Source organism: Escherichia sp. KTE31 (assembly GCF_000407925.1).
Taxonomy (GTDB): domain Bacteria; phylum Pseudomonadota; class Gammaproteobacteria; order Enterobacterales; family Enterobacteriaceae; genus Escherichia; species Escherichia ruysiae.
Map to the genome: position 1 here is coordinate 700,127 of NZ_KE136723.1, position 13,805 is coordinate 713,931.

At 48.4% G+C, this 13,805-nt stretch carries 12 protein-coding genes and 1 pseudogene; 8 read left to right on the forward strand and 5 right to left on the reverse strand.

Going from position 1 to position 13,805, the window contains the following annotated elements; all coding sequences use genetic code 11:
• Positions 1-275: 275 nt before the first annotated feature.
• Genes WES_RS10080 through WES_RS10070 form a run of 3 tightly spaced genes read right to left on the reverse strand, consistent with a single transcriptional unit; the run spans position 276 to position 3,428 of the window.
• A complete protein-coding gene (locus WES_RS10080; protein WP_000831644.1) occupies positions 276-599 on the reverse strand; it encodes a YdbL family probable chaperone protein in 324 nt (107 codons plus the stop codon).
• Between the two features lie 7 nt (positions 600-606).
• Positions 607-792: a YnbE family lipoprotein gene (locus WES_RS10075; protein WP_000706311.1), complete on the reverse strand. Its 186-nt coding sequence runs from the start codon at positions 790-792 to the stop codon at positions 607-609.
• Entirely contained in the window at positions 789-3,428 is a 2,640-nt protein-coding gene (locus tag WES_RS10070) for a YdbH family protein (RefSeq protein WP_016158326.1), read from the reverse strand. The genes WES_RS10075 and WES_RS10070 overlap by 4 nt, the downstream gene beginning before the upstream one ends.
• A gap of 207 nt (positions 3,429-3,635) precedes the next feature.
• On the opposite strand from WES_RS10070, the gene ldhA reads away from it, so the two are divergent.
• Both ldhA and hslJ read left to right on the forward strand, forming a co-directional pair.
• A complete protein-coding gene (ldhA, locus tag WES_RS10065; protein WP_000762228.1) occupies positions 3,636-4,625 on the forward strand; it encodes a D-lactate dehydrogenase in 990 nt (329 codons plus the stop codon).
• A 156-nt stretch (positions 4,626-4,781) separates the two neighbouring features.
• Positions 4,782-5,204: a heat shock protein HslJ gene (gene hslJ, locus WES_RS10060; protein WP_010349010.1), complete on the forward strand. Its 423-nt coding sequence runs from the start codon at positions 4,782-4,784 to the stop codon at positions 5,202-5,204.
• Here the strand turns inward: hslJ and WES_RS10055 are convergent.
• Complete coding sequence (locus WES_RS10055) at positions 5,201-5,467, reverse strand: putative hemolysin (protein ID WP_001203005.1); 267 nt, start codon at positions 5,465-5,467, stop codon at positions 5,201-5,203. The genes hslJ and WES_RS10055 overlap by 4 nt on opposite strands.
• A gap of 273 nt (positions 5,468-5,740) precedes the next feature.
• On the opposite strand from WES_RS10055, the gene nifJ reads away from it, so the two are divergent.
• The 6 genes and pseudogenes from nifJ (at position 5,741) to uspF (ending at position 12,539) form a co-directional block, all read left to right on the forward strand.
• The gene (gene nifJ / locus WES_RS10050; protein WP_000628219.1) at positions 5,741-9,265 is read left to right on the forward strand and encodes a pyruvate:ferredoxin (flavodoxin) oxidoreductase; all 3,525 of its coding nucleotides are present in this window, start codon (positions 5,741-5,743) and stop codon (positions 9,263-9,265) included.
• Positions 9,266-9,630: 365 nt separating this feature from the next.
• Positions 9,631-9,735 (forward strand): annotated as a pseudogene (locus tag WES_RS24390) (porin); the annotation flags it as partial.
• 60 nt (positions 9,736-9,795) lie between these two features.
• Positions 9,796-10,776, forward strand: coding sequence for an IS5-like element ISKpn26 family transposase (locus tag WES_RS10045; protein WP_000019448.1), 981 nt, complete (start codon positions 9,796-9,798; stop codon positions 10,774-10,776).
• Positions 10,758-10,946, forward strand: a complete 189-nt coding sequence (locus tag WES_RS24665) for a hypothetical protein (protein ID WP_147598586.1) — start codon at positions 10,758-10,760, stop codon at positions 10,944-10,946. The genes WES_RS10045 and WES_RS24665 overlap by 19 nt, the downstream gene beginning before the upstream one ends.
• Positions 10,900-11,964, forward strand: a complete 1,065-nt coding sequence (ompN, locus tag WES_RS10040) for a porin OmpN (RefSeq protein ID WP_262353845.1) — start codon at positions 10,900-10,902, stop codon at positions 11,962-11,964. Before WES_RS24665 ends, ompN begins: the two co-directional genes overlap by 47 nt.
• A gap of 140 nt (positions 11,965-12,104) precedes the next feature.
• Entirely contained in the window at positions 12,105-12,539 is a 435-nt protein-coding gene (uspF, locus tag WES_RS10035) for a universal stress protein UspF (RefSeq protein ID WP_001082294.1), read from the forward strand.
• A 388-nt stretch (positions 12,540-12,927) separates the two neighbouring features.
• On the opposite strand, the gene WES_RS10030 is transcribed toward uspF, so the two are convergent.
• Positions 12,928-13,371, reverse strand: a complete 444-nt coding sequence (locus WES_RS10030) for a hypothetical protein (protein WP_016158329.1) — start codon at positions 13,369-13,371, stop codon at positions 12,928-12,930.
• Positions 13,372-13,805: the final 434 nt, after the last annotated feature.

Here is a 13,805-nt window from a genome sequence, read left to right on the forward strand (position 1 = left end):
ACAGTTCAGAAATAACAATAAAACAATTATTAAATTATATTCTGCGAGAAAAACATTTTAAACAAATAATTAAAAACCGGAGAGAAAAAGACATTAATAATTCATTCACACAGAAAATAAAACATTAAATTTCATCTATTTTGATGATGAGTTGAAATTATTTACCGCTATAACAAGAGGATATATAAGAAATGTTGATAACAATGACTTACACTCTAATAATGCTCAGCATTATAAAATAATGCCAATATAGATATTTTGTTTCTAATAGTAATTTATTTTCGCAACCATTTACCATTAATCCCCTGCACATATTCACCCGGCTTCGCGCGAGCGACAAGTTTTTGCCCTGCCAGTTTCGCTATCTCATCTGTGGATACATTATTCTGCTTTGCCAGTTGCTGGTAACTACGATTACGAGCTTCATTAATATCTCTTACCAATGCCTGTGTTTCGGCATCCGTTTCCAGCGCCACCAGGTAACCGTTAAGCGTTTCACCGACCCGCCCCTGACTTCTGGCTTCATTCAGGGTCAATGCCATCGCACTGCTGCTCATCAGGCCAATAATCCACACCATTATGAGTAATGTTCTTTTCATCATTACCTCAAAAAAGATCGCTACGGGTTTTAAGCAGGTCTTCAACATCTTTGTCCGCTTTGATGATGATCTCATGCTCAATTTTAACGTTCATATTAATGGTGATTGGCTCCTTCGGCGCAGCCACCTCTATGCGCGGAGTGCAACCAACCAACATAAAAGAAGACGCGAGCGCGGCTATCACTATTTTCATTGTTTTTCCTCACATTCTTTTCCTGACGGGCAGCCATTTTCCGGGATACGGGCATTCTGTTCCAGCCACGCCTGGAGATTATCGCCAAAGCGTAAACTGCGCCATAACGTAAAAATATTCTCTTCGTGACTGTAATTAAGATTCACAGTGCCTGTTTTGCCATCAACCCGACTATTACCGCTGATCGTTGCCTGCATGGTTAATACACCGAGATTATCTAAATTAATTTTTGTCGATGAACGGCTAATTTCCATATAGCGCAACCAGTTGATAGCAGTTCCGGCGGTCATATTGTCTTTTGCTACTGCATCCGCCGTGTCTTTATCCAGACGTAAAGTCATGGGGCCTGAGTTTGCCAGCCAACCATCTTTTACAATCCATTTTTCATTATTCAGCCATAATGGCAAGGCACCACTAAATGCCCCTGACATAGCGAATTGTTTCGGGTTGACGGCGCTAATCAGTTCACTGGATGAGAGATTATTCAGGCGCAATAGCGCCGGATCGTGCTGCGGCATACGTAATTGTTTCATCAGCACGTTACCGCCTAAAACATCAACACTCACATTGGTCAGTAGCAAGGGTTCATCTTCGGTCCACGGATAACGCCCCTGAAGATCGGCAGTGATATTTTTTGCCGTCACAAGGTTAACCACTTCAGCAATACGTAATGATACAGGTCGTCGCGTCCCCAGGTGCCACGCACCGTCGCCAAAACGGAACGGTAGTACAAAGTCGACGCCGTTGACCTGGTTATCAGGCATCCAGGCGCGGCCACCTTTTAATACGCCATGCCCCCCCGCACGGAAGCCTTGATCAGGCGCAGCGGAAAAGGCCACCTGAGCATACAGCTCGCCATCGCGTAGGTTCATCTTCCAGTCAGGTGGCACCAGCGGCTGAAATACAGTGAGTGATTGTTTAGGCCACCAGGCGTTACCGCGCAGACGAATACCGTCCCAGCGACCATTTACCCGTACCGGACCAATCTCGCCAGCATGTAAATCGCCTTTGAAGAGGAAATAAGTTGGTTCGCGCCCTTCAACACTAAATTTTAAGGTTGATGGCGGTAACACGCTGCCCCCCGTGAAAAGCGTTTGCCCTGCATCCAGCGAAAGCGCACCACTAAAAGACGGATTCTGAGCGTCGCGTACCCAGACAACGGGTTTATCAAGAATTAAGCGCGGCGTTTCCACCGTCATTGTGCCATATTGCAACTGGTCGAAACCGGTCGAAAGATCGGTAAGCGTAATCGTGCTGTCATGCCACTCACCTTTTCCTGCGACATCCCAGTTGGCATTCATCGGGGTAAAACTGCCTTTTCCCCAGTAACGCCACTGCCAGCGTCCTGCATCAGGGAGAAAATCGTTCGCCTGACCATCCATATGCAGCACAAAGTCGCCCAGTTCATTTTCATGTGCCTGCAAAATAGCCTGCAAGCGCCCGTCAACACCACGTTGAGTGACTTTTACCCCCGCTAAAGGCCAGCGGATTTCATCGATGTCCAGTGAATCGATGACTCTCCCCTTTGAACGTAATAACGCGCCAGGCTCAAAGGCCAGCGTTGGGTCAGTCAGACTTCCGCTTAGCTGCGCCGGTAAGCGAGCATATAAAATAAGATCCGCCTGTTTCGCTTCACCGGTCAGCTGCAGTGGCATCTGACTGTTATCCATGCTTAATTTTCCTGGGCCAAAATTAAGCACCGCATTGCCCTTACCCGCTTTTCCCTGGGTCAGCACACTCAGCCGACCACTGACTAATGCGTTCTCAAGCCCGGCCTGCCAGTTATCGACTTTGACACCCAACCGTCCACTAAGGGGAAAACCTGCATACGGCCAGCTCCAGCGACCATCACTTACCGTCAATTGCTGACGTGTAATTTCCCATGGTAAATCGAGCAATGGATCGCCGTTATCTCGTGCCATCACAATCAATTGCCCGCTATTTTCCTGCCACTCAAGTTCAGCATCCACCAGCGACGGTTCCTGCGGCAAATTCAACGTCGCAGTAGCATGGCCACTTACAGGAAGCCCATCCGGCACTAGCGGCAGGGTAAATTCTCCCACCAGTTTTACCGGCGGCTGATTTTCGAACGCGGCGACATCCAGCTCGCTGACTGTAAGTTGTTGCCCTTTAAGCTGGCCTTGAAATTTAACTTTTTCGCCCTGATAACGCAGTTGCTGGATATCAGAGGTTAACGCGAGAGAGAGTTTTCCCTGCCATTCCTGCCAGGGAGAAAAGATCAGTTTATCAATATTGATCCTGGTGTTAGGCAACATGGCTTGCCACTGCGCGAGGGTCTTCGGCGCGGCTGGAGAGGGTTCTTCCTGTGGCAATTTCGCCAGGCAATTAGAGTCAAGTTCTACGGTACCGACATTCAATAACCAGCGGCTGGGATGTGAAAGACTGGCGTTGGTGATATGTGCAAGCTGACAATCTCCCACCAGATAACGGAGATCGGGAATGATTAAACCTTTACGCGTAATGCGTGGACTTTCATCTAATGCAATACGTGTACCGAGCGGTAGCCAGATGCCCGCCAGCGTGGGCACCCACAATCCGAGCGTCATCAGCAACGTCAACGGCACAAGAATAATCAGTAATAGCAGCGCGAGAACAGCTTTATATTTACCCAACATGGGTAGTTAATATCCTGATTTAGCGAAAAATTAAGCATTCAATACGGGTATTGTGGCATGTTTAACCGTTCAGTTGAAGGTTGCGCCTACACTAAGCATAGTTGTTGATGAATTTTTCAATATCGCCATAGCTTTCAATTATATTTGAAATTTTGTAAAATATTTTTAGTAGCTTAAATGTGATTCAACATCACTGGAGAAAGTCTTATGAAACTCGCCGTTTATAGCACAAAACAGTACGACAAGAAGTACCTGCAACAGGTGAACGAGTCCTTTGGCTTTGAGCTGGAATTTTTTGACTTTCTGCTGACGGAAAAAACCGCTAAAACTGCCAATGGCTGCGAAGCGGTATGTATTTTCGTAAACGATGACGGCAGCCGCCCGGTGCTGGAAGAGCTGAAAAAGCACGGCGTTAAATATATCGCCCTGCGCTGTGCCGGTTTCAACAACGTCGACCTTGACGCGGCAAAAGAACTGGGGCTGAAAGTAGTCCGTGTTCCAGCCTATGATCCAGAGGCCGTTGCTGAACACGCCATCGGTATGATGATGACGCTGAACCGCCGTATTCACCGCGCGTATCAGCGTACCCGTGACGCTAACTTCTCTCTGGAAGGTCTGACCGGCTTTACTATGTATGGCAAAACAGCGGGCGTTATCGGCACCGGTAAGATCGGTGTGGCGATGCTGCGCATTCTGAAAGGTTTTGGTATGCGTCTGCTTGCGTTCGATCCGTACCCAAGTGCGGCGGCGCTGGAGCTCGGTGTGGAGTATGTCGATCTGCCGACCCTGTTCTCTGAATCAGACGTTATCTCCCTGCACTGCCCACTAACGCCGGAGAACTACCACCTGCTGAATGAGGCGGCGTTTGATCAGATGAAAAACGGCGTAATGATCGTCAACACCAGTCGTGGCGCATTGATTGATTCCCAGGCGGCAATTGAAGCTCTGAAAAACCAGAAAATTGGCTCGCTGGGGATGGACGTGTATGAAAACGAACGCGATCTGTTCTTTGAAGATAAATCCAACGACGTGATCCAGGATGACGTGTTCCGTCGTCTGTCTGCCTGCCATAACGTGCTGTTTACCGGACACCAGGCATTCCTGACGGCAGAAGCTCTGACCAGTATTTCCCAGACCACGCTGCAAAACTTAAGTAATCTGGAAAAAGGCGAATCCTGCCCGAACGAACTGGTTTAATCCTGCTGCTCCCCTGCAAACCAGGGGAGCTTATTCAGATAATCCCCAAAGATCTTTCATCCACTATTCTTAAAATATATTTTGTAGGACGGGTAAGGCGCGTCGCGTTGCATTCGGCAGTCAGCACCTGATTTATACCTTAAGTTGAGAACCAAAATGAAGAAAGTAGCCACGCTTGTTGCGTTAAGCCTGCTGATGGCGGGATGTGTAAGTAATGACAAAATTGCTGTGACGCCAGAACAATTACAGCATCACCGCTTTGTGCTGGAAAGTGTCAACGGTCAACCTGTTACCAGCGATAAAAACCCGCCAGAAATCAGCTTTGGTGAAAAGATGATGATTTCTGGCAACATGTGCAACCGCTTTAGCGGCGAGGGTAAACTTTCTGGCGGTGAACTGAAAGTTAAAGGACTGGCAATGACCCGCATGATGTGTGCCAACCCACAGCTTAACGAACTCGATCACACCATCAGCGAAATGCTGAAAGAAGGTGCGCAGGTAGATCTGACCGCCAACCAGTTGACGCTGGCAACCGCGAAACAGACATTAACTTATAAACTGGCAGATTTAATGAATTAATAGCTGCCACAGCTTCCGGCGGCAAGTGACTGTTCGCTACAGCGTTTGCCGTTGGGTAATGCACACATTCCAATAGCCGTTCCGTCAAGTTGACGGGCAACGGATAGCGAACCACCAATCATCGCGCAATTTGCTTCACCGCTACTGGACATGGACGCTTTTAAACCTGGCGCCACATGCGCCGCAGTTGCCTGCTGAACTGGTTCACTACTACACGCCGATAACAATAAAGCGGCACACCCGACCCACAACACTGCTCGCATCTTTACTTCCTCTAATCTTTAAACCAAACGACACCGCCGTAAATAATAGGCAGCACAGACGACGACGTCGAGAACAACTATGTGTGTTGCAACGCATTGTTACTTTTTTATGGCTATTTTTTTGTCCACTGTTTGATCAAAACATTCATTACGCTGATATGGGGGACACAAAAGCGAAAATGCAACAGAAAGCCATTTGCTAAAATTGAGAGATAACTACTGGGCGCGCAGCTTTTTCGTGTGCCCCTCATTTGCGCAATGTAAGGGTGTCGTATGATCACAATTGATGGTAATGGCGCGGTAGCTTCGGTGGCATTTCGCACCAGTGAAGTTATCGCCATCTACCCTATTACCCCAAGTTCCACGATGGCGGAACAGGCCGATGCATGGGCCGGAAACGGCTTGAAAAACGTGTGGGGAGATACGCCCCGCGTGGTTGAAATGCAGTCAGAAGCTGGTGCTATCGCGACTGTGCACGGCGCTTTGCAAACGGGTGCTCTCTCGACATCATTTACATCATCGCAGGGTTTACTGCTGATGATTCCGACGTTGTACAAACTGGCGGGCGAACTGACGCCGTTTGTACTGCATGTAGCAGCGCGTACCGTCGCTACTCATGCGCTCTCTATTTTTGGCGATCATTCAGACGTGATGGCCGTGCGCCAAACCGGTTGCGCCATGTTGTGTGCAGCAAACGTTCAGGAAGCGCAGGACTTCGCTCTCATTTCACATATCGCAACACTAAAAAGCCGTGTGCCGTTTATTCATTTTTTTGATGGTTTCCGCACGTCCCACGAGATCAACAAAATCGTTCCACTGGCTGACGACACGATTCTTGAACTGATGCCGCAGGCAGAAATTGATGCCCACCGCGCCCGCGCGCTGAACCCGGAACATCCGGTAATTCGCGGCACCTCGGCTAACCCGGACACCTACTTCCAGTCACGTGAAGCCACCAACCCGTGGTACAACGCAGTTTACGACCATGTTGAACAGGCGATGAATGATTTCGCCGCCGCTACGGGTCGTCAGTATCAGCCTTTTGAATACTACGGGCATCCACAAGCAGAACGGGTGATTATCCTGATGGGATCTGCCATCGGTACTTGTGAAGAAGTGGTTGATGAGTTACTTACCCGTGGCGAAAAAGTCGGGGTGCTGAAAGTTCGACTATACCGCCCGTTCTCCGCCAAACACTTACTGCAAGCATTGCCAGACTCCGTGCGAACTGTCGCGGTGCTGGATCGTACCAAAGAGCCGGGCGCCCAGGCAGAGCCACTGTATCTGGACGTAATGACCGCGCTGGCGGAAGCCTTTAATAATGGCGAGCGTGAAACACTGCCACGCGTCATTGGCGGGCGCTATGGCTTATCATCCAAAGAGTTTGGCCCGGATTGTGTGCTGGCAGTATTTGCCGAACTTAACGCAGCCAAACCCAAACCCCGTTTTACCGTCGGTATTTACGATGATGTAACCAATCTGTCGCTACCATTGCCAGAAAATACCCTGCCAAACTCCGCGAAGCTGGAAGCCCTGTTTTATGGTCTGGGCAGTGATGGCAGCGTTTCCGCGACTAAAAACAATATCAAGATTATCGGTAACTCCACGCCGTGGTATGCACAGGGTTATTTTGTTTACGACTCCAAAAAAGCCGGTGGTCTGACAGTTTCTCACCTGCGCGTAAGCGAACATCCCATTCGTTCTGCATATCTGATTCCCCAGGCTGATTTTGTTGGTTGCCACCAGTTGCAGTTTATCGACAAATATCAGATGGCAGAACGTCTGAAACCCGGCGGTATTTTCCTGCTTAACACGCCGTACAGTGCCGATGAAGTCTGGTCGCGGTTGCCGCAAGAAGTGCAGGCGGTGCTGAATCAGAAAAAAGCACGCTTTTATGTCATTAACGCAGCGAAAATCGCGCGTGAATGTGGACTGGCGGCTCGTATTAATACCGTAATGCAGATGGCGTTTTTCCACCTGACACAAATTCTGCCTGGCGACAGCGCCCTGGCTGAATTGCAGGGCGCGATTGCCAAAAGCTACAGCAGCAAAGGCCAGGATCTGGTGGAGCGCAACTGGCAGGCACTGGCGCTGGCGCGAGAATCCGTGGAAGAAGTCCCGTTACAGCCGGTCAATCCACATAGTGCAAATCGTCCGCCGGTGGTTTCCGATGCTGCACCTGATTTCGTTAAAACCGTTACCGCTGCGATGCTCGCCGGACTTGGCGATGCCCTCCCCGTTTCGGCGCTACCGCCAGACGGCACATGGCCAATGGGAACCACTCGCTGGGAAAAACGCAATATCGCCGAAGAGATCCCCATCTGGAAAGAGGAACTCTGTACCCAATGTAACCACTGCGTCGCTGCTTGCCCACACTCCGCTATTCGCGCAAAAGTGGTGCCACCCGAAGCAATGGAAAACGCCCCTGCCAGCCTGCATTCGCTGGATGTCAAATCGCGCGATATGCGCGGGCAGAAATATGTGTTGCAGGTCGCACCGGAAGATTGCACCGGCTGTAATCTGTGCGTTGAAGTCTGCCCGGCGAAAGACCGACAGAATCCAGAGGTCAAAGCCATCAATATGATGTCGCGTCTGGAACATGTGGAAGAAGAGAAAATCAATTACGATTTCTTCCTGAACTTACCAGAAATCGACCGCAGCAAACTGGAACGTATTGATATTCGGACTTCGCAGTTAATCACACCGCTGTTTGAATATTCTGGTGCTTGTTCCGGTTGTGGCGAAACGCCATATATCAAATTGCTTACTCAGCTCTATGGCGACCGGATGTTAATCGCTAACGCTACTGGCTGTTCGTCAATTTACGGCGGTAACCTGCCATCCACACCGTATACCACTGATGCCAATGGTCGAGGTCCTGCCTGGGCGAATTCACTGTTTGAAGATAACGCCGAATTTGGCCTGGGCTTCCGCCTGACGGTCGATCAGCATCGTGTCCGCGTGCTGCGTCTGCTGGATCAGTTTGCCGATAAAATCCCGGCGGAGTTACTGGCAGCGTTGAAATCAGACGCCACGCCAGAAGTTCGTCGCGAACAGGTTGCCACGCTGCGCCAGCATCTCAAAGATGTGAGTGAAGCTCATGAACTGCTACGCGACGCTGATGCGTTGGTGGAAAAATCAATCTGGCTGATTGGTGGCGACGGCTGGGCTTACGATATCGGCTTCGGTGGTCTGGATCATGTATTGAGCCTGACGGAAAACGTCAACATTCTGGTACTGGATACGCAATGCTACTCCAATACCGGCGGTCAGGCGTCTAAAGCAACGCCGCTTGGCGCGGTGACTAAGTTTGGTGAACACGGCAAACGCAAAGCGCGTAAAGATCTCGGCGTCAGTATGATGATGTACGGTCATGTTTATGTGGCGCAGATTTCTCTCGGCGCGCAGTTGAACCAGACGGTAAAAGCGATTCAGGAAGCGGAAGCCTATCCGGGGCCGTCGCTGATCATTGCTTACAGCCCGTGTGAAGAGCACGGTTATGACCTGGCATTGAGCCACGACCAGATGCGCCAACTCACCGCAACCGGCTTCTGGCCGCTGTATCGCTTTGATCCACGTCGTGCCGATGAAGGCAAACTGCCACTGGCGCTGGATTCTCGTCCGCCATCAGAGGCTCTGGAAGAGACATTGCTCCATGAGCAACGTTTCCGCCGTCTGAATTCGCAACAGCCAGAAGTGGCGGAACAGTTATGGAAAGATGCCGCAGCCGATCTGCAAAAACGCTATGACTTCCTCGCGCAAATGGCAGGAAAAACGGATAAAAGTGGCACCGAGTAGCGTCGTCGGATAAGGATTATCCGGAACGAAAAAAAGCCCGAATGAAAGTTCGGGCTTGTCTTTTTATTTGTTGGGAAAGAAATAACTATAGCAATGACCCAACGATAAATAATATCTGTGACAATAAAGGCATATAACCCACGCAGAATAACGCATCATTTTTTAAAAGTATAATTTTTATTTTGTATGTATAACCATCAAATCATTCACCAAACTAATCATCATTTCCCAGGAATTATTTGATTAAGGTTTTACTTAAGGCGTAACAAATGACACTTATCGGCTAATGGAACTTTTCCTTTAGGATGTTTTCACTTCCCAAACGGGGAGAGAAAGGCAAATAAAATAACTAAAGGATTTTTTCAATGAAAAGCAAAATACTGGCACTCTTAATCCCTGCCCTGCTCGCCGCAGGTGCTGTACATGCAGCAGAAATTTATAATAAAGACGGCAATAAATTAGGGAAGGTGCGAACAAGTTCCTGATATGAGATCATCATATTCATCCGGAGCGCATCCCAGAGGGACATCATGAGCCATCAACTCACCTTCGCCGATAGTGAATTCAGCACTAAGCGCCGTCAGACCCGAAAAGAGATTTTCCTCTCCCGCATGGAGCAGATTCTGCCATGGCAGAATATGACCGCTGTCATCGAGCCGTTTTATCCCAAGGCGGGCAATGGCCGACGGCCCTATCCGCTGGAGACCATGCTGCGTATTCACTGCATGCAGCATTGGTACAACCTGAGCGACGGTGCCATGGAAGATGCCCTGTACGAAATCGCCTCCATGCGCCTGTTTGCCCGATTATCCCTGGATAGCGCCCTGCCGGATCGCACCACCATCATGAATTTCCGCCACCTGCTCGAGCAGCATCAACTGGCCCGTCAATTGTTCAAGACCATCAATCGCTGGCTGGCCGAAGCAGGCGTCATGATGACCCAAGGCACTTTGGTGGATGCCACCATCATTGAGGCACCCAGCTCTACCAAGAACAAAGAGCAGCAACGCGATCCGGAGATGCATCAGACCAAGAAAGGCAATCAGTGGCACTTTGGCATGAAGGCCCACATTGGTGTCGATGCCAAGAGTGGCCTGACCCACAGCCTGGTCACCACCGCGGCCAACGAGCATGACCTCAATCAGCTGGGTAATCTGCTTCATGGAGAGGAGCAATTTGTCTCAGCCGATGCCGGCTACCAAGGAGCGCCACAGCGCGAGGAGCTGGCCGAGGTGGATGTGGACTGGCTGATCGCCGAGCGTCCCGGCAAGGTAAAAACCTTGAAGCAGAATCCGCGCAAGAACAAAACGGCCATCAACATCGAATACATGAAAGCCAGCATCCGTGCCAGGGTGGAGCACCCGTTTCGCATCATCAAGCGGCAGTTCGGCTTCGTGAAAGCCAGATACAAGGGGCTGCTGAAAAACGATAACCAACTGGCGATGTTATTCACCCTGGCCAACCTGTTTCGGGTGGACCAAATGATACGTCAGTGGGAGAGATCTCAGTAAAAACCGGAAATAACGCCAGAAATGGTGGAAAAAATAGCCTAAATAGGCTGATTCGATGTGTTTGCGGGAAAAAAATCGGCCCAGATCCGCGAAATTTTAATCAGCGAGTCAACTTGGGAAGAAATGACCTGCTTATTCGCACCTTCCTTAGATCTTTATGGCAAAGTTGATGGCCTGCACTATTTTTCTGATAGTTCTGCAAAAGATGGCGATCAGAGCTATGCACGTCTTGGATTTAAAGGCGAAACACAAATTAACGATCAACTCACTGGCTATGGTCAGTGGGAATATAATATTCAGGCAAACAATACTGAATCCTCAGAAAACCAATCCTGGACTCGTCTGGCATTCGCCGGATTGAAATTTGCAAATTACGGTTCTTTCGATTACGGACGTAATTACGGTGTAATGTACGACGTAGAGGGCTGGACCGATATGCTGCCAGAATTTGGCGGTGACTCCTACACCAATGCAGACAACTTTATGACCGGTCGTGCTAATGGCGTAGCGACATATCGTAATACTGATTTCTTCGACCTGGTTAATGGTCTGAACTTCGCAGTGCAGTATCAGGGTAATAACGAAGGTGCAAACAACGGTCAGGAAGGCACCAACAACGGACGTGATGTTCGTCATGAAAACGGCGACGGCTGGGGGCTTTCCACAACCTACGATTTAGGTATGGGCTTTAGCGCGGGCGCGGCATACACCTCCTCAGACCGCACCAATGACCAGGTTAACCATACTGCGGCGGGTGGCGATAAAGCCGATGCCTGGACTGCCGGGATTAAATATGATGCTAACAACATTTATCTGGCAACCATGTATTCCGAAACGCGTAATATGACACCATTTGGCAACAGCGATTACGCCGTTGCGAACAAGACCCAGAACTTTGAAGTCACTGCCCAATATCAGTTTGACTTTGGTCTGCGTCCGGCAGTGTCTTTCCTGATGTCTAAAGGGCGTGACCTGAACGCTGCTGGTGGTGCTGATAACCCGGCCGGTGTTGACGATAAAAATCTGGTCAAATACGCCGATGTTGGCGCAACATATTATTTCAACAAAAATATGTCTACCTATGTTGACTATAAAATTAACTTGTTGGATGAAGATGACAGCTTCTACGCCGCCAACGGTATCTCTACCGATGATATTGTCGCTTTAGGTCTGGTTTATCAGTTCTAATCCTGCCTGCCCGCCTCTCTGGCGGGCTTTTTCTACTTATTAAATCCTGCTTAATCTAAATTAAAAATGTGAACTCCGTCATTATACAAAAGACCTCATCTGGCGTTACACTTTATGCGGATACTAAAACAGGAGGTTTTATGAACAGAACGATTCTTGTCCCTATCGATATTTCCGATTCAGAATTAACTCAACGCGTGATTAGCCATGTTGAGGCCGAGGCAAAGATTGATGATGCAGAGGTTCATTTCCTGACGGTAATACCTTCGCTGCCCTACTATGCCTCTCTGGGTTTAGCGTATTCCGCAGAATTACCGGCAATGGATGACCTGAAAGCGGAAGCTAAATCGCAACTGGAAGAGATAATTAAAAAATTCAAGCTGCCGACTGACAGAGTGCATGTTCATGTTGAAGAAGGTTCGCCAAAAGACCGCATTCTGGAAATGGCGAAAAAGATCCCTGCTCATATGATCATCATTGCCTCCCATCGACCGGATATCACCACCTACCTGCTCGGCTCTAACGCCGCCGCCGTCGTGCGTCATGCAGAGTGCTCCGTGCTGGTCGTGCGCTAAAAACTAACGCCCGCACGTCGCTGCGGGCTTTTTGATTCATTTCGCAAATGTGCTGACATTTTCCCCTCTAATCCGTACCATACACGCCACAGTTTTTATATCAGATTTCTTATGCTGGACATTCCGGCATGACGCATACTCTTCTGATGCCATATAACGAATTGAGTCGCTTTTAAATGTCGCAAAATCAAGAAATTAGTAAGAAAGAACAATACAACCTGAACAAGTAAGGGCAAAAATCACAACTATCTGACACATAAATATTTTATTTATTTTTCAAAAAGTTAAACAATATCAGCGACTACAATAACCTACGATAACCCACTCTTTTTTTGCCCCATTTTTGCCCCTTTTGCGACTTTTTGCCCCATTTTTGCCACCATTATAATCACTCTGAAACACTCTCTCCCTTCAGGTGTAATGCACAAACAGCAACCATTCGAAGTTGATACAGGAAGTTATCAACCGTGATCCCGCCAGTAAATGCTACGGTTCTTTGTATCACTGTTCTCGTTGGCTTAAATTTGATATATCCAACCCCACCCTTATAAGGCAGTGAGTCTTCCGACAAAAAAGCACATTCCGGCTCAAAATAAAGCTCAATCATGAGCGAATCTGTTGGGCTAATGTCCCAACCATATTTCCCTGAAATCAATGGGGTGATCGTTACGTGTAATTCGTCTATATCAAAATTTAGCGGAAGTGTGTGCTCTGAACCTCGTTGATGCAAATAGGTCTGTTTGAACTCAACTGGAAACTCTGAGTGATTTAGAATCTCTTTCAACTCATCACGGCGAACACAGTAAAGCAAAGCATTGCGTGGAAACGTCATTTTGATTAGCCTTTGAAGCAATATTCTCTATAGATAAAAAATGTATCATTTTCCAGTCAGTAAACGAAATCCATCATGCCGAATCCCTTCCGAAAGCGTTACTTCTCGATTTTTAGGGCTAATGGCCGCTAATCGTCATCTCTATAACTGTTCTTAAATCATACAGGCTATTCTGTTTTTCGTTCATTTCACTCTGGCGCTGATAAAATTTAACATTGCAACAAAACTGGACAATAGCCAACTGTGGCACGTTCCTGATTCATGTATCCAACGTGAATACGGATTCTGTATCTGCAAACCTACATAAAGCTCTTTTCAGCCCGACCTTGTTTTAGGTCAAATTTTCACACCGTTTTGTGTATTTATCTCATAAGCATGACTGATAAACATTTCTACAATAAATGGTGACAGGGGATTTATTTTATCGCGCTATC